The sequence below is a fragment of the Photobacterium swingsii genome, from assembly GCF_024346715.1.
In the GTDB taxonomy this organism is placed as follows: Bacteria; Pseudomonadota; Gammaproteobacteria; order Enterobacterales; family Vibrionaceae; genus Photobacterium; species Photobacterium swingsii.
In genome coordinates this window covers 153,323-169,964 of record NZ_AP024853.1, presented here as the reverse complement: position 1 = coordinate 169,964, position 16,642 = coordinate 153,323, and the positions used below count along the sequence as shown (strand labels likewise).

The following is a 16,642-nucleotide window of genomic DNA, read 5'->3' as shown; positions in this document are numbered from 1 at the left end:
GGTTAGATCTTCAGAAATTTCCAGTTTCTCGTTTCTAAAAAGAACGACGCTACGATCATGTAAATACCTATCATGAACAGCTGAAAGATCCGTATAAACATGTTGTTGTCTATTTCCCCCGAACTCATCAAGGTACTGCCAAGTAAAACTAAAACTGTGCTAAAAGCGGTTGCAAAAATTGGGGCTTTCTCAGGCTTAGTATAAATTTGAGTCGCCATCACAATCGCAACCAATGAAATAAACAAGGTATAAAACAAAATATTGGGTACAAGCGATAGGACGAAGAAAACACCAATCGCAAGCACACCACCTATGGTATTGGTGATAATCAAGAAAGCGCTTAACTTGACTGACTTCTCCCCTGTAATCATCAAGGATAGTAGAGCGATGAACATCATGGTCAGTAGCGCTTCAGATATTTGAAAGATGAAAAAGAAACACACCACAGGAAACGAGATAATCATGGCTCGAAACGCGGCGTGCCAGCGTTGCTCTTTTGTTAATGGTGAAGCTTGGTAACCTGTAAAGGTAGACTCAGGCTCTGGGAAATAAATGTGTACAAGGGCAAAAATAATGACCGCGACAACCCCCGAACTAGCCAATCCCACCGCCAAAAAGACAGATACCCCTTGATTCGAAATCGCCATAAAGGGCAGCATAAGCACAGCGATGATCAAAATGGTGGCAAAGAGATTCCATTTAGGGTCAGTAAACAAGAAATAACCCCACAGCATCATTAAGCCAACCAAGATCAGCAATGGTAATGGATACTGAGTAATACCATTTGATAACAGTAACCCCAGTGCAATAGTCGCCACCATAGCGATAGTTAATTCATACAGGGTTTCTTTGTTCAGCTCAGGTTTATCGACCAAAAACTTAGCAACAAATATCGGTGCAACAAAAGCGAGCGGCCAGTCAATCAAGGCTGCCAGAAATACGGCTACCCCAACCCCGACGGTATAGCGAATAATTTTGGTCTGAACGCGCGCATCCTCAAGAGGATCAGGGCTGCTTGTCGAGACGGCTAACGGATTATCGGACATAAGACATAAAGCTCACGAAACGAATCCACAGCTTACCAATGGTATTGAATATAGGATTATCGCCACTATAAACAATGACATCAGCCTGCCCCCCAATGCGAAGTAATCCACTCACTTCTTGGTGATTGAACTCAATAGAAATTGGCAACATTTGAGTCTGTCGCAACCAACCCGTTTGATTATTTGCTTGAGCGAGCTTACCAGCTTGATCGTTTTGACCCCAATCAACGCCCCAATCCACACTGGTGACTTTACCTTTAATTACCTTGCCTGGTGCAAAATCTAGCGCCACTTCAACTTCGTCGCCGGCCTTAATATTGCCTAAGCTATTCTCGCGGAAATAGGCTTCCACCCAAATGCTTTCTGTTGAAACAAATGTCATCAAGGCTTGCCCCGTCGAGGCGTAGAAACCTTCCGATAAACTGAAATTAGAGACACCGCCCGCTGTTGGCGCTTTAATTGTGGTTCGCTCTAGGTTGATTTGTGCCTGCTCTAAAGCCAATAACGCCGCTTTGATCTGGCTATTATCTTGCCCTTTTGCCCCTAATTGCTGCTTGGCTTTTTCTAAGTCCGCTTTAGCATTCACCACATTCGCACGTGCAGTGGCTAAATCGGCACGCGCCTGATCGCCATCGGATTGTGAAACCACACCACGCTTCGCCATGGCAAGTACGCGATTCGTTTGTAATTTGCTGTTTTCTAACTCAACCACAGCCGTTGTGACACGCGCTTGTGAAGCCGCGATTGCTGCCGTTTGCGCCCCAACATTTTGACCTGCAATTTCTAAATCTTGTTCTGCCTGTTTGACCGCAATTTCATAGTCTGTCGGATTCAACTTAACTAAAACATCACCTTCTGAAACGGGCTGATTTGGCTGAACTAGAATATCCAACACTTGGCCTGAAACTTCTGGTTTGATCGGTACGACATAACCTTTAACACGCGCATTATCTGTAAAGGGAATAATGCGATCAGAAATAATGCTAAACGTCAGCATCAAGGCTGCAATTAACAGCAAACAATTGGTAATTTGACGAATTTTATTGGTTTTAGGTGGCGTTTGTTCCTTGTTGTTCTGCTTTTCATCTTGATTCTCAACAAGGTCTTTATTTTCTATTTCAGAGTTATCCGACATAACCTTTCCTACTGAATGCTTTACTGGATATAGCGCTAGTCTAATCAAGGCATTTATTTAGACGCTTCTAAAACTCATCAATAAGAAACGTCTCTTACTTTAAACACAGCAAACTATATTTATGCCTTTCAACAATACCGATGGATTGTATTATCATAGCAAAATAAATATATACTGAACCAAGCAATAAAACTTACCATTTCGCGCCACTTGAATTATTGTCTAATAAAAATGGGGGAATAAGCATTGTCAGTTAAGTCACAGAACACCTTGCCGATGATACGCACTGAATACACTCGAATCTTAGTAGAAATATTTACAGAGACTGGTATCAATGCGCATGAATTACTAAAAAATTCAGGATTACCGCCAGATCTACTCAGTAATACGCAAGATTATCTGCCAGTCGAACCCGTAAAACGCTTGATCTACCTATTATCACACCAAGTCGATGGCAATAATTTCAGTCATTTACTGCGTCTTGCTTTTCGCGAACACATCATTCCATCCATCATCAGCCAATTTGATACAGCTGAAACAGTGCGAGATGCCCTCATCCAAGCAAGTAGGATCTTTTCATCGGATTCGCCGGGGAGTCAAATTGCTGTTGAAGAGGCACATGGTCGATTTTGGTTTTGTCGCGGTGCACATTATGAAGAGTCACCCTACTTCATTTGGGGAGAAGTCTTTGCTGTGCTTTATACCATAGAGCTAATCAGTGCATTGACTCTATTAGATTGGCATCCCACACAGGTAAAGATTCAACATAACAGTACAGAAGCGATTGAATCTGCAATTGGTTCAGAGACACAGCTATTTGTTGGACACAACAAAACAGCGGTTTTGATCAATCAAGAAGTGCTAGAGACTAAACTTCAACTTTCGACGTTCAGCGCTAGGCCTAAAAAAGAATTGGTCGAGTGGCATACTAGTTTTAGTGATAACGTTTTTACAGCGTTGCTACCCTACGTAAAAGAGTATTCACTAAGTATTGACCAAGCTGCTCGTCTACTCCAAATGTCATCACGTACACTTCAAAGGCGATTAAAAGAAGAAAAGACCACCTTTAGGCAAATCAAAGAAAGCCTAATGCTATCTGCTTCTTGCGATTTAATGGAGCAAGGACGTTCACTCACTCAGATCGCTAACCAATTAGGGTATAAAAACCTTTCTCATTATTCTCGTGCTTTTAAAAAAATTACAGGACTTTCACCAAAATCTTATAAAAAATCACTATTAGGGATAGAAGAATAGCTGAGCTTTTTATTGCTATTACAAGCAGTTAATTTCAGTGTCTTATTATTGCACTTATTTCTTATTCACGACCCGCTATTATCATAATTTGCATTTAGGAAAGTACTTATTTTAATTTACCATTTTACGCCAATTAAAATTTCAAATAGCCATTACTCTTTCAATTAATCTTGTATTTAGGCAAAGTGAATCACCTAAAGCACGCACATTGAATATAGGTATTAAGCATGAGCTCGATTGAAAAAGAATATGGTTTCAACACGCCCCAGCGTTTATTTGTTGGTTATACCCTTGCTGTATTAGTAGATTTGACAGTTCTCAACTTTTTCGATGAGTATTGGGATTATGTCACTATTGAATCATTTACAATTTCATTTGCAGCTGCCATATTACTTCAACTACTACTAAAACTATCAATTAGCGCTGAACATAAAGTGGCTAATTACTTTAAAACGAAAACTGGCACTGCCCCAAAAGTGTATCGAGGGTTAAGTACTTACGTTATTTTAGTCGGCAGTAAATTTGTGATGCTCGAAGCCATCAATATCCTCTTTGGCGAAAAAGTGACTTTCAGTGGACCGTGGAACGGCGTGATTGCTTTCTTTGCTGTCGTGTTTACTATCTTGATTTCTGAGGTTGTGATCTCAAAGATTTACTTTGCATTAAGTGATCAGAATACAGCACAAGCCAATACTGATTCGAACACGCTTTAAGCCTCGCACCGTCGTTGATGTTCTATTAGTTTTGATTGAGTGATTTATTTCCTTGGTTTGTTTCGACTTAACTGCGACAATCTAGGGGTTATTCTCATACCAAATATGGTTAATTATGAAACTTTTAGTTCGCAATCTTGCGCGCACAACAACTGAACACGAACTTCGTGCACTTTTTTCAGAGCACGGTTCTGTTGCTGAATGTACTCTAGTACTAGACCAAGAAACGGGTCACTCTAAAGGCTTTGCATTCGTTGAAATGCCTGATGAAGATGAAGCCAAAGTAGCACTAACAAGCCTACACATGACAAGTGTTGCTAAAAGCAAAATTCGCGTTAAGCGTGCTGAAGGGTAATCGGTTATAACCCTTCCCTTTATACCAAGAAGCCAGCAACCTCGTGTGCTGGCTTTCTATATCTCTATCTATATATTGTCACATACTGACATTACGCAGCCTGTTAGCAAACAACTAGGCGAGTCCTCCCGCCCCCCTTGCTGACTGCTCGCTGTTCTCGACCAATATCGCGGTTGCAGTTGTTTTTAAGGTATCCCACTCTGCATCATCCACATAAATGCCATCGTGCCATGCACTTTCCTGCGCCCCTAAAAATGATTGCGCCTCGACATGCGTGCAATAACCTTCAGAGACCCCCTCGATATCGAAATCTTGGATAGACAGTTTTATGGTCATGTCATGCACCTTGTGAGAAACAAGATCGACATCCGATAAAAAGAGTTCTGGCGCGACACAGCCACGATTGAGTACATACATAGTGTGCTTAGGGCTACTGCCATTTTCCCACTTGGCAGTACAAGCAATGCCTTTGGCAGCCAATTTCACGAGTTCGCTATATGCCAACCAGCGGTTGTGACAGTTCTTTAATTCTATCGTCAGCACACTGCCGCCAATCATTTTTTCAATGGCGTAATCCATCACTGCGGGTAAATGACAAGCCAAACTACAGCTGTGTAGATCGACTTCAATGGTATTTTCATCACGCAGATAAATATCTACTGGGCTGTCGACTTCCAACCCCATGTGCGCACTGGCATTGTTAAAATGGTGTACGCCATGCAAGCCAACCATCTGTAAATCGGCAACCATGGTCGCAATGACATCGCCCTCACCGCATGCCCGACGCATTCCAAGGAAAGCTTTGTTTACTACCGCAACTAATTCATTATGAGAAACGATCATCAGCCCTTTCCTCCGTATTGCTGTTGATTAGAATGGCACGATGCCTTTAGCTCATCCTGACTGGGTAATAACGGAAACAACCACTGTTCTTGAAAAGACGGCGTTGATAACTCATCCAGTAGCGGTGCACCTTGAAAGAAAGTCACACGTACCCAACGATCTGATCTAGGGTCAAATTTAGTCGCTCCAAACACAGCTAACTTGCAACGCAGCAGATGCATAGGAAGCGATGCTTGATGCAATACATTCATTTGTATATCGCCCATCGCTTTATTTCCTAATGTCCACACTCTGCGAGCTATCGCGCGAAATTGCGGTTGAAGAACCAGAAATTCCGCTAATGACTGCGTTGGCGGTTGTACTGATAGTGCTTGATATAACCGATAGACTTGGCGACCAATGTCCAACGGCAGCTCTCTTTCTTCCCCTGCTTCTTCGCCGCGAACCCCTAACCTTGGTTCTTCTTTATCTTGTGAGCGATACCAAAACCAGTAGCTATTTTCAGTTTGGTTAAAATCTGTGTCTATTGCCCAGCGGTAATGCTGCTCTAGCGTGGTAATCAAATCTTGAACTTGCTTGCCACTTGGCAACGATAAGGTTTCATCGCAATTCATTTGCTCTTGATAAGCATCAACACGTTCAGGGTAAAGCTCCATCAAGCAAGTCAGTAGGATTTCTTGGGCTTCCATACTCATATGCAATGACGATTCAACCACCTGCTGCCAAGTATCACAGCTCGTAATCAGGGCTTCTAACTCGTTATCTAATCGTTTTAATTCACTTTCAGCTACATTATTGAGCAGCTGTTGATGCTCATTAATGGTTACAACTTGGGTTAAATGCAAAATCGCTTTTTGAAGTAGTGCCTGTAAGTAAGCATATTTTGCAAGCTCAGTGGGACACGCGAGCACTTCAGCCAGTGCGGCTTCTCGCGTTGTCATCCACTGATCAACAATACATGGGTGGTTGATCAAATAAGGGGCCATACCCAAACCCGTTGCGTTTCCGATCCCTAAGTAACGTTGCAACTCTCGATGCAAAGCAATGGCTTGAGCACCGCCTTGTTGTTTCGCGAGGTAATTCACCCAATCTAAGCTAAATTCACGCAGTAAGTACACCGCACACATCTGGGCACTAAAGGACTGATTAAAATCGGGGTTATTTTCAAGTAGCTTAAAGTCTGCAATGCCAAACTTGCCATTTCCGTATACAGCGGTTGTGCGTAGGATATAACCCACTTCCGCCAAGGCTGCAGGATCAGGTTGTACACCTGTCGCAAGGTGACTCACAATATGTTCAAACACACGCACACTTTTATTTGCACGCGCTAACACTAAGACAGTATTTGGATTACGTCCTGCTTCTTGCAACGGAACATTAGCCCTTAACCGCTCTAATAAGGCCACATCAACATCACCTTGAAGCAGCGCAAAAGTCACATCCCACTTTTCGGCGATCACGCGATCATTACGCTCATCATCAGCAATGTGATCGCAAAATACAACCAAGTGATACACATGATGGGGCGTCACCAGTTTATAGATAACATGACCAAAACCTTGTGGGCATAACTGCCACTCATGTTGAGTCACTTGCCACTGCTGCTGTGCCATTTTTCGAATCATGGTCCTCACAAAACTGATTCGATTTTGGTGCATAGCCCCTAGCCTTTCAGGCACCATGACGACGTCTGCGCTTCGCATTGACGCTTTAGTGTTAGTTGAACGATGTGCATCCATATTGCTCACCACCATGTGTAGTTGTAAGAATGTTCATTTATAGTGAGGGCGATAGTCTCGCCCTAACAGTTGAATGACTGATGTATCTTCACCAGTTCGATGGAATACGTGCAGGCCAACCATGCACGCGGTAAATCACAGTCCTTGTGCTTTCGCCATCTTCATCGCGATCTGAGGCGCGTTCCAAAGCGATGGCAACAAGATTAATGAAACGGGGACAGCTGTGATGACAATGAAAGATTGCAACGCAGAGATACCGCCAGAGCCGAGGGAGATCAGTATCAGTGCTGTAACCCCCATCATCACTCCCCAAAATGTTCTTATGACAGGGTTGGGTTCAGTTTCACCACTCACAACCACACTGATGGTGTACGTCATGGAATCCCCTGTGGTCACAATAAAGATGGTGGTTAAAATCAGGAATAAGATTGATGTCAGCATCGGCAATGGCAGCTGCTGAGTCACCGCCAGTAATGCGCCAGGTAAATTGAAACCTTCAAACGCTTTACTCACACTACCAGGGTCTGCAATTTCAAATGCTAAGCCAGAACCACCCACAATGGTGAACCAAAAACAGGTAACAAAAGGTGCCACAATACTTATGGTTGTGATGATTTGACGTATGGTGCGGCCACGTGAAATACGGGCAATAAAGATAGCCATCATAGGGCCATAACCAAGGAACCACCCCCAAAAGAATACCGTCCACCAACTCAACCAACCTTCATCACCACGGTAAGTCGCCATCGGAATAAAGTTATCTAACATACTGCCTACACCTTGAATGTAGGCATTAAAGATGAAGTTAGTCGGACCAAAAATCAGCACATAAACCATTAGCGCCATCGCCAAAATAACGTTGTAACGGCTAAGCATTTGCATGCCACGGTTTAAACCACTCAGTGCCGATAAGGTATAGAGTGCAATCGCAAATAAAATGATGATGAGCTGAGTGGTAAAACCATCTGGAATATCAAACAACGCATTAAGTGCATAACTTACTTGAAGGCCAAGGAAGCCAATAGGTCCAATCGTGCCTGCTGCAACTGCGATAATACAACACGCGTCAATGATGGCGCCGGTATGGCCTTTGAGTGCTCGTTCACCTAATACAGGATAAAGTAAAGTACGTGGTTTTAACGGTAACCCCTTATCATAGTGAAGGTGCATCACCACGATAGATGTTAAGCTGCCCACTATTGCCCAAGCAAGAAACCCCCAGTGCATAAACGATTGTGATAAGGCATTAACAGCCCCTTGTTGCGGGTTTTCTTGAGGGCCATACAAAGGTGGCGGACTCACAAAGTGTGCAATGGGTTCTGCCGCAGCCCAAAAGACCCCACCACCCGCTAACAGCGTACAAAAGATGATCGCCATCCAACGAAAACCGTCAATCTCAGGTTCGGCAAGGCCGCCTAAAATGACTTTGCCTGTTCGCCCTGCTGCCAAGCCAAGACCAATAAGAAAAGTCAGAAGTAGTAGCATTTGCCAATACGGACCAAAGATTTTTACCGACCATGCAAACCCAGTATTAACGAGCGTTGATAACAGGTCCGCATCAAACACGGCTATCGCGACAAAGAGAGCGATGAAACCGCCGCTGTACCAAAACGCAGGGTTATCTAAACCAAGCTTTTCAGATGTCGATTTTGAGGTGTCCGTTCGTGTGTGTTCACTTGCAATTTTGTTTGTGCTCGCGTGCATACGATTACTTAAATCAGACATACTCTGACTCCAGAGGTTTTTGTAGCGACCAGCCATTCAGTGGCTACAAGAGATTTGTTTAACACCAGCTCTATTCTTGTAGTATTGAGCTCAGTATTTAAGTGCAGTTACTTTTCCATGAAAATATTACTTTTTTATCAAAGCCTTATTCGGCCAAAATTTTAGCTTGCTGATTCCAGCCCCTCGCTCAGGAAATTAAACCAGTTCTCACCCAAGACTTTTCCTGCCTCCCCTTCGCTGAATCCATGCTGGATAAGTCCGTTATAAATATTTTCCATACCTGCACTACCACAGAACCATGGCAATGCATCAGGCCAGCCTGAGTTACTTGCTGAACCTTCACCGTAATCCATAGCTTTCGACCAACGTCCATTTCGCATCCACTCCAAAACGGCTTGGGGCTGGTTTAAACATAGATCACTACCGATACCTAGGTGTTCTATCCCCACCATATCGGCTGTTGTTGCTACCATCTGGCAAAAATCATCCAAGGTACATTGGCTACCGTTTGGCAAATGAAAGGGGTACAAACTAAAGCCAATCAAGCCACCGCGTGCCGCTAACGCTTTGATAACCGTGTTTGATTTATTACGTAGGGCATCATGAGCAAATGTAGGATTTGCGTGGCTGATACAAATAGGACGTGACGATAAGTCGATTGCTTCAAGTGTGGAGCGCTCAGCACTGTGTGACATATCGATAATCATGCCGACACGATTCATCTCTTCGATGGCTTGTTTACCAAAACGGGTAATGCCAGTGTCATGCTTTTCATAACACCCCGTCGCCAGTAAACTTTGGTTGTTATACGTGAGCTGCATGATCAGCAACCCTTGCTGACGCATTACTGGGATCAAGCCTATTTCGTCGTCGATTGGAGAACAGTTTTGCGCACCAAGAAAAACGCCAACTTTGCCTGTTGCTTTTGCTTGCTCAACATCTGCCATTGAATGAATTGGCATGATTAAGTCGGCATTTTGCTCAAACCGTAAATTCCACTCAGCGAACCGAGTCAGTGTCTCACGGGCATTTTCGTGATACACCACGGTCGCATGTACGGCAGTAATGCCACTGGCTTGCAAGGTTTGAAAATACTCTCTATCCCAATTGCAGTACTGCAACCCATCAATCACAATCCGTTGTTGATACATAGCCACTCCTTAAACGGTGTTTTAATCTCATGAGTGAGTAAGCAAGCCTCACCTACTCACTCAGACCAGAGAAAGTGCGATACTTTCACACTTCCCTGCTTCAAAGCGCTTAATAAGGGCGCTGGTAGGCTGTTTTCACTACGGTATAGAACTCTTTCGCATATTGGCCTTGTTCTCGAGGGCCAAAACTCGACTCTTTACGCCCCCCGAATGGCACGTGGTAATCCGTACCCGCTGTTGGTAAATTCACCATCACACAACCTGTTTGCGCCTGTTGCTTGAACATGGCACTGGTACGCAGACTCTGCGTGATGATCCCCCCTGTTAAACCAAAGCGAGTATCATTGGTTGTCGCTATCGCTTCTTCTAAATCCGCTACGCGAATCACACAGGCCATAGGAGCAAACACTTCTTCTTGGTTTACCTCCCAACTATTTTTCGTATTCAAAAATAAAGTTGGTGACATGTAATAACCATCATGTTTCAAGCTCAAACGCTCTCCACCACAAGCGAGTTCAGCACCACTTTGGCGTGCTCGATCAATCCAAGTGAAATTAGATTCAAGCTGGTTTCCATCCACAACAGGGCCCATAAATACGCCATCTTCTAACGCATGACCGACTTTTAATTCGCTCATACGTTTGATCAAAGCTTCAACATAGGCATCGTGAATATTGTCCATCACCACTAAACGAGATGATGCAGTACACTTCTGGCCCGCACCTGAGAATGAACCGGCTATTGTGGCGTCTACTGCTGTTTGAATATCGGCATCATCAGCAATCACCAAGGCATTTTTGCTGCCCATTTCAAGCTGACAACGAACAAAATTAGGCGCTGTTGCCGCTGCGACTTTACGGCCTGTCTCAACGGATCCTGTAAAGCTGACACCGTTAATGTCTTTTGAATTGATAAGGGTATTACCAACTTGCGAACCACTACCTAACACCAAGTTAAAGGTGCCAGCAGGTAAGCCTTGACGATGAATAATTTCAGTCAGTGCAACTGCGCTTGCTGGAGTCAGGTTGGCTGGCTTCCAAATGACGCTATTACCAAAAGCTAATGCAGGCGCAATTTTCCAAGCGGCTGTCGCTGTTGGGAAGTTCCATGGTGAAATGATTGCTACCACACCCACAGCTTCACGCGTCACTTCTACCGACACACCAGGACGAACTGAATCAGCACTATCCCCAATCTGGCGCAGTACTTCAGCGGCAAAATATTGGAAAAATTGACCAGCTCGGTAAATCTCACCGCGCCCTTCGGCAAACGGCTTACCTTCTTCACGGGAAAGCAAGGCCCCAAGTTCATCGCAACGGGCAATTAATTCGTCACCAATGGCTTGAAGCACGGCTTGCTTGCGCTCAATCGGTGTTTTTTCCCATTGTGGTTGAGCCTGTTTTGCGACCGCGATTGCTTGCTGCACTTGCGCTTCACTTGCTTGCGCATAATCACCGAGATTTTCACTAATATCTGATGGATTGATATTGGCAACCGTGCTGATCCCTGACTGCCATTCGCCAGCAATATAAAGTGAGGTTTCTGATTGAACATTCTGTAATTGAGTCATCATTTTGTCCTTGTAACTAATACTTGATAAACAACGGCTGTATTGGAACCTAACAACCTTCAATATTCTTTTGCACAGTCAAACTTATTTCGGTTGGTATAAAAGAAAACATGCTTTGGCGACACAATCACACGCTTGGTTGCGCCACTGCTGCATACACGACAAATTCCACCAGCATTTCTTCACGAGCAAGCCCTGCTACAACGATGGCTGCTCGATTTGGGTAAGGCGCGTTGAAATATTCGGCATACACATTGTTAACAGTTTTAAGGTATTCACGATCGGTTACATAGATCATCACTTGCAGTACGGAATCTAATGATTCGCCTGCGCATTCCAAAGTATGGATCAAGTTACTAAAGGTTTGACGAGTTTGAGCTTCAATACCGCCTTCAACAACCGTCCCTGTTTGGTCAATAGGGATCTGCGCTGTATATAAGGTGCCATTATTGACAATGGCCCATTCCAATGGGGCTTTTGAAGCAAATAGAGAGGTCTTTACTGGATGTTTTTGAGTATGAGCATTCATGTTTTAATTCAACCATGTAACAGCAATGTTTCAAGATGGTTAAATACTGCCCTTTGACACTTGATAAATCTAACGGTAAATTTTGTACAAATGATAATAAAAACTTATCACCTTACGGGAAGCATGATAAACAAAGGGCTGACAAGGAAGCATCCTCTATGAGTATAAAGCTCCAACAATTGAAACATTTTGTATTAGTGGTTGAAGAAGGTGGATTTCGCGCTGCATCTCATCGCGCTAATCGATCACAAGCTGCACTTTCGACCTCAATAAAAGAGCTTGAAAAAATATTAGGTCAGTCACTTTTTGAAGCGGGCAACAAATCAACACTCACACCATTCGGTACAATTTGCTTGCCTAAAATCATTCAATTTTTAAACGTTTACAATGCGTTAAATAATGATCTACGCGCTGCTGCAGCTGGTCAACAAGGACGAGTCCGTATAGCAAGCGTCCCTTCTGTTGCGGCTAAATTGATCCCTAGCGTCCTTGGTGCATTTTGTGAAAAATACCCCAATGTCGAGGTCAGCTTAATCGATGATAATGCCGCAGGAGTGGAAGAAAGATTACTCTCAGGTGAGGTCGATTTAGCCTTAGGGAATTGTTCCGAACTTGAAGAAGACGCCATAGACTTTACGCCGTTAGTCTCAGATCCCATCGGTGTCGTCTGTTTACGCGATGATCCCATCGCGCAACAACCTGAAGGGATTGAATGGAAAACACTGTTACAACTGCCGTTTATTCGCAACGGGACATGCAAGCTATTAGACCCAACCCCAGCGCGGACTCTAAGTGAACAAGCACTCTATTCTGTAGAAAACATTACGTCATTATTCTCAGTTCTAGAGTTAGGAATTGGCGTAACTACCCTACCGAAGCTGGCCTTCCCAACCAACGAAACTCGCTTAGTCTGGATCCCACTGATAGACCCACCGCTTAAACGTCAAATTGGTATTTTCCGGTTAAAAGATCGAACTATTTCACCACAAGCGCAAGCTTTTCATGATTTGTGCATTGAGTATTTAAATTACGATGATGTTAGTCATGACTCAAATGCGTGAAGCGCAGAAGAATGCGTGCCTTGTTTATGATTATTCAATCATTACTAAAACGAAGCACTTTCTTGAATTCTGGATGCTGGTTTGATGCGCATATTATTCCACTCATAATTTAATATACACACCACAGCGTTGACATTGATAGATGGCCTTACAGAACAATTTCTGAAAAAACGTACGTTTAATTCTTTTTACTTCTGAATGCTGACAGGACACTCACTCACCTTTCATTTCTATTGCGCGTTTTTCTAAACATACTGCGAACACCAATTAACGTTACTAACTTTAATATTTACAGCATGATATACCATTAAATGGTAAGGCATTTTAATCTTCGCCTCAACAGTAAGTTCAAATATTCAAAAAATCACATAAGCCATTGGCTAATAAAAAACCGATACCAACAAGATAAAGCCTCCTACCTGTAAGGAGGCTCATAATAAAAGTGAGAATAGTGAGTTGTTATACCGCAGGAGCTGGCTTACCCGAGGCTTTAAGTTCGCCGCCACCATCAGGTATCAAGTGATCGTATTTCTCAGTCAGGTGATCCTGAATTTTCTGATGGTACGCCCCGTTTAATTTATAGAATCGGAAATAAATCACCAATGCAATGACAAAAAAGAAGCTTGGCAAACCAATCATGATGCACTGCATGCCAAAGATAGTGTCAGCACTTTGTTCAATATTAGGAATATAGTTAACCGCAGTTAATGCAATGCCAATAAAGAAAGCAGCAAATGCTGAGCCTGCTTTAACCACTAAGGTTTGTACTGAGAACGCGATACTTTCACAGCGTACACCTAACTTATACTCACCGTAATCAACAGTGTCTGCCACCATGATAACGTTTAGCACCCAAAACAGCGCCGTACCGATTTGCAGTAAAATACCGGCAGTAGAGATCAGCAATACACTCTGTTGATCATATAAGCCGATATAAATAAGAACTAAGCTACCTAAAATCGGAAAACCAGAGGCCCCAGCCCATAACATACGGCGAGAGAAAATTTTCGCTAATTTAGGGAAAAGTACCAGTGTGATTAAGTTAGCCACGCCGGCGTATGCCATGTAATACGGGAACAACTCTTCGTTGCCAACAACGTATGTGAAGTAATACACCGCGAACGCCATAATAATGTTTGTGGCAAGGTTATATGACAACGCCATACAGAGTACGCAACTTAGCTGACTGTTTTTATAGATTAATGACACCATTTTCTTCAGTGACACTTTCTCTTCAGCTTGTTCACTATCGAGTTTATCAGTTGAATAACGCTCTTTTACATTACGCAAGGTAATAAAGGTTGAAAGGGCAAAGCACACAATCAACATTAGACTGAACACCTGAAAACCAAAGCCTTTATCTTCACCACCAAAGTAGTTAATCATAGGCATCGCAATAGCTGCTGTGACTATCCAAGCAAGGCTGGCAAAGAAGCGAGGATAAGGAACGAGCTCTTCACGTTCTCGCTTATCAAGCGTTAATGTGGGTACTAATGACCAAAATGGAATGTCCATTAAGGTATAGGTCATGCCCCACAATATATAGGTAACTGCGGCATAGGCTATCAGCCATGGACCTTCAAAATAGTGCGCGGTAAACAACATATACAGCACAATAGAATTCGTAATTGTGCCTATTAAAATCCAAGGTTTGAATTTGCCCCAACGTGTTCGAGTATTATTCACAACCCAGCCCATAATAGGATCGTTAACAGCATCCCAAATACGTGCGACTAAGAAAATCGTCCCGACAATGCCAGCAGAGATCCCTACAACGTCGGTGTAGTAAAACATGAGGTACATATAAACAATGGTAATGGCAAAATCTTTACCAAATGCGCCAAAACCGTAGCTTAGCTTGGTGTTCATTGAAACACTCATTGCGACTCCTATGGCCCCCTTTCTATTTAAGCGCTTTATCCTCATAAAAAGATAAGGGGGCTAGATTCCATTTAATTCACGTTAATATTGATAATGGTTGGTAATTATTATTTTTAAGGTATTACTGCTTCGCCTTTGCCCTGTATTGGCTAGGCATAGACTCATATACCACACTAATTTTATTGGTGTACCCAAGCAGGCAACCAACCTTCATGCGCAGCAATCAGATCATCAACGAGCGCATAAATTTCATCAATGCCAAGCACTGCAGCTGTGTGTGGATCTAACATTGCAGCATGGTAAATACGGTCGCGGTTCTCTGTCAGAATGGCTTCCGTCAGTAAGGTTTGTACATTCACATTAGTTTGCATTAATGCCGCCAAGTGACTTGGCAATTGCCCAACTTTAGTCGGTTGAATACCATTGGCATCGACTAAACATGCCACTTCCACGCAGCAGCCTTGGGGCAAGTTATCAATCAGGCCATCATTTTTTACGTTGCCGTAAATCACGCTTGGGACACCCGCCCAAATCGCATTCATGATGATACTGGCGTACTCATGCGACTCTTTTACTTCAATACGATCTGCATTTTTAAAATCTTCCAAATCGTGTTTCCACGCTGCGATTTGCTCAACACAACGTTTTGGGTATTCATCTAGCGGCACTTTATAACGTTCGATCAGATCTGGGCGATTTGGCTTAATGAAATATGGCGTGTATTCAGAAAAGTGCTCTGATGACTCAGTAACAAAGTAACCGAGCTTTTTAAACATTTCATAACGGACTAAATTTACGCAACGACCCGCGTGGTGAATACCGGGCTTAGGTGCTTTACCACTTTCAAACGCAGCTAAAAGATCAGGATAAATATCAAGGTACTCGCCCTGCTCTGTTTTCTTTTCTAGTGTGAGGTAGTACGCCATGTGATTGATACCCGCACAAGTAAAGCGTAAATCACGGTAATCGATCTCCAAATCACGCGCCAACTCTTCTGCCGTACCTTGCACTGAATGGCAAAGGCCAACTTGCTTGATGTTAGGGTATTTCGCGTACATAGCCCATGTATTCATCGCCATAGGGTTTACGTAATTCAGCATGGTCGCATCTGGGCAAATTTCAGTCATATCTTCACAAATCTGCCATAAATGCGGGATAGTACGTAACGAACGCATAATACCGCCAGGACCTAAGGTATCAGCAATTGTTTGCTCTAAGCCATGACGTTTACAGACTTCAAAATCTGTCACAGTACATGGTTCGTAACCTCCAATTTGAAAAGCAACTACAACAAAATCCGCACCTTGTAACGCTTCTTTTTGATCAAGGTGACAAGTGATGGTGCCTTCAGCCCCCGCTGATTCCATTAGTTTACTAACAACGATTTGAGATTCCGCTAAGCGAGTCTCATCAATATCCATTAACGCTATTTGTGCATGTTTAAGTGCTGGTTTATGGAAAACATCGCCAAGAATATTCTTAACGAAAATGGTTGAGCCAGCTCCAATGAAAGTGATCTTTGGCGTGTTCATGCGATTTATATCCTTCAATCTCAAGTAACAATAGTTATGTGATGATGAAACATTACACGCCTTCACATTAACTTTTCGTCTCGCTAAATGATGTCGCTATCCTGTTTT

The 16,642-nt window shown here is 43.2% G+C and carries 14 protein-coding genes; 4 read left to right on the top strand and 10 right to left on the bottom strand.

Annotation, left to right across the window (positions count from 1 at the left end; translation table 11 throughout):
- Nucleotides 1-2 precede the first annotated feature (2 nt).
- Both OCU77_RS18135 and OCU77_RS18130 read right to left on the bottom strand, forming a co-directional pair.
- Nucleotides 3-1,046 carry a DUF2955 domain-containing protein gene (locus tag OCU77_RS18135; RefSeq protein ID WP_048897744.1) on the bottom strand — a complete coding sequence of 348 codons (1,044 nt, stop codon included), beginning with the start codon at nucleotides 1,044-1,046 and terminating at the stop codon, nucleotides 3-5.
- Nucleotides 1,036-2,181 (bottom strand): HlyD family secretion protein, encoded by a 1,146-nt coding sequence (locus OCU77_RS18130; protein ID WP_048897743.1) that lies wholly within the window; start codon nucleotides 2,179-2,181, stop codon nucleotides 1,036-1,038. The genes OCU77_RS18135 and OCU77_RS18130 overlap by 11 nt, the downstream gene beginning before the upstream one ends.
- A 246-nt stretch (nucleotides 2,182-2,427) precedes the next feature.
- Between OCU77_RS18130 and OCU77_RS18125 the strand changes: the two genes are divergently transcribed.
- The 3 genes from OCU77_RS18125 (at nucleotide 2,428) to OCU77_RS18115 (ending at nucleotide 4,503) form a co-directional block, all read left to right on the top strand.
- Nucleotides 2,428-3,435, top strand: coding sequence for a helix-turn-helix domain-containing protein (locus tag OCU77_RS18125; protein WP_239685864.1), 1,008 nt, complete (start codon nucleotides 2,428-2,430; stop codon nucleotides 3,433-3,435).
- 227 nt (nucleotides 3,436-3,662) lie between these two features.
- Nucleotides 3,663-4,148: a hypothetical protein gene (locus OCU77_RS18120; protein ID WP_048897741.1), complete on the top strand. Its 486-nt coding sequence runs from the start codon at nucleotides 3,663-3,665 to the stop codon at nucleotides 4,146-4,148.
- Nucleotides 4,149-4,263: 115 nt separating this feature from the next.
- On the top strand, nucleotides 4,264-4,503 hold the full coding sequence (locus OCU77_RS18115) for an RNA recognition motif domain-containing protein (protein ID WP_048897740.1): 240 nt from the start codon (nucleotides 4,264-4,266) through the stop codon (nucleotides 4,501-4,503).
- Between the two features lie 114 nt (nucleotides 4,504-4,617).
- Here the strand turns inward: OCU77_RS18115 and OCU77_RS18110 are convergent, their stop codons facing one another.
- The 6 genes from OCU77_RS18110 to OCU77_RS18085 form a co-directional block, all read right to left on the bottom strand.
- Nucleotides 4,618-5,346: a DUF3726 domain-containing protein gene (locus OCU77_RS18110; protein ID WP_048897739.1), complete on the bottom strand. Its 729-nt coding sequence runs from the start codon at nucleotides 5,344-5,346 to the stop codon at nucleotides 4,618-4,620.
- Entirely contained in the window at nucleotides 5,346-7,085 is a 1,740-nt protein-coding gene (locus OCU77_RS18105; protein WP_239685863.1) for a hypothetical protein, read from the bottom strand. Before OCU77_RS18105 ends, OCU77_RS18110 begins: the two co-directional genes overlap by 1 nt.
- Nucleotides 7,086-7,220: 135 nt before the next feature.
- On the bottom strand, nucleotides 7,221-8,810 hold the full coding sequence (locus OCU77_RS18100; RefSeq protein ID WP_048897737.1) for a BCCT family transporter: 1,590 nt from the start codon (nucleotides 8,808-8,810) through the stop codon (nucleotides 7,221-7,223).
- Nucleotides 8,811-8,971: 161 nt separating this feature from the next.
- Entirely contained in the window at nucleotides 8,972-9,961 is a 990-nt protein-coding gene (locus OCU77_RS18095; protein WP_048897736.1) for a membrane dipeptidase, read from the bottom strand.
- 109 nt (nucleotides 9,962-10,070) lie between these two features.
- Nucleotides 10,071-11,531 carry an aldehyde dehydrogenase family protein gene (locus OCU77_RS18090; RefSeq protein WP_048897735.1) on the bottom strand — a complete coding sequence of 487 codons (1,461 nt, stop codon included), beginning with the start codon at nucleotides 11,529-11,531 and terminating at the stop codon, nucleotides 10,071-10,073.
- 127 nt (nucleotides 11,532-11,658) lie between these two features.
- The gene (locus OCU77_RS18085) at nucleotides 11,659-12,060 is read right to left on the bottom strand and encodes a RidA family protein (RefSeq protein WP_048897734.1); all 402 of its coding nucleotides are present in this window, start codon (nucleotides 12,058-12,060) and stop codon (nucleotides 11,659-11,661) included.
- Between the two features lie 158 nt (nucleotides 12,061-12,218).
- Between OCU77_RS18085 and OCU77_RS18080 the strand changes: the two genes are divergently transcribed.
- The gene (locus OCU77_RS18080; RefSeq protein WP_048897951.1) at nucleotides 12,219-13,121 is read left to right on the top strand and encodes a LysR family transcriptional regulator; all 903 of its coding nucleotides are present in this window, start codon (nucleotides 12,219-12,221) and stop codon (nucleotides 13,119-13,121) included.
- A gap of 459 nt (nucleotides 13,122-13,580) precedes the next feature.
- On the opposite strand, the gene melB is transcribed toward OCU77_RS18080, so the two are convergent.
- Nucleotides 13,581-15,002, bottom strand: coding sequence for a melibiose:sodium transporter MelB (melB, locus tag OCU77_RS18075; RefSeq protein WP_107302675.1), 1,422 nt, complete (start codon nucleotides 15,000-15,002; stop codon nucleotides 13,581-13,583).
- A 179-nt stretch (nucleotides 15,003-15,181) separates the two neighbouring features.
- A complete protein-coding gene (gene melA / locus OCU77_RS18070) occupies nucleotides 15,182-16,534 on the bottom strand; it encodes an alpha-glucosidase/alpha-galactosidase (protein WP_048897733.1) in 1,353 nt (450 codons plus the stop codon).
- Between the last annotated feature and the right edge of the window lie 108 nt (nucleotides 16,535-16,642).

Excerpts from the sequence above, each read along its gene's own strand:
- OCU77_RS18135 (WP_048897744.1), bottom strand. The coding sequence starts at position 1,046 with ATGTCCGATAATCCGTTAGCCGTCTCGACAAGCAGCCCTGATCCTCTT.
- OCU77_RS18130 (WP_048897743.1), bottom strand. The coding sequence starts at position 2,181 with ATGTCGGATAACTCTGAAATAGAAAATAAAGACCTTGTTGAGAATCAA.
- OCU77_RS18120 (WP_048897741.1), top strand. The coding sequence starts at position 3,663 with ATGAGCTCGATTGAAAAAGAATATGGTTTCAACACGCCCCAGCGTTTA.
- OCU77_RS18115 (WP_048897740.1), top strand. The coding sequence starts at position 4,264 with ATGAAACTTTTAGTTCGCAATCTTGCGCGCACAACAACTGAACACGAA.
- OCU77_RS18110 (WP_048897739.1), bottom strand. The coding sequence starts at position 5,346 with ATGATCGTTTCTCATAATGAATTAGTTGCGGTAGTAAACAAAGCTTTC.
- OCU77_RS18105 (WP_239685863.1), bottom strand. The coding sequence starts at position 7,085 with ATGGATGCACATCGTTCAACTAACACTAAAGCGTCAATGCGAAGCGCA.
- OCU77_RS18100 (WP_048897737.1), bottom strand. The coding sequence starts at position 8,810 with ATGTCTGATTTAAGTAATCGTATGCACGCGAGCACAAACAAAATTGCA.
- OCU77_RS18095 (WP_048897736.1), bottom strand. The coding sequence starts at position 9,961 with ATGTATCAACAACGGATTGTGATTGATGGGTTGCAGTACTGCAATTGG.
- OCU77_RS18090 (WP_048897735.1), bottom strand. The coding sequence starts at position 11,531 with ATGACTCAATTACAGAATGTTCAATCAGAAACCTCACTTTATATTGCT.
- OCU77_RS18085 (WP_048897734.1), bottom strand. The coding sequence starts at position 12,060 with ATGAATGCTCATACTCAAAAACATCCAGTAAAGACCTCTCTATTTGCT.
- OCU77_RS18080 (WP_048897951.1), top strand. The coding sequence starts at position 12,219 with ATGAGTATAAAGCTCCAACAATTGAAACATTTTGTATTAGTGGTTGAA.
- melB (WP_107302675.1), bottom strand. The coding sequence starts at position 15,002 with ATGAGTGTTTCAATGAACACCAAGCTAAGCTACGGTTTTGGCGCATTT.
- melA (WP_048897733.1), bottom strand. The coding sequence starts at position 16,534 with ATGAACACGCCAAAGATCACTTTCATTGGAGCTGGCTCAACCATTTTC.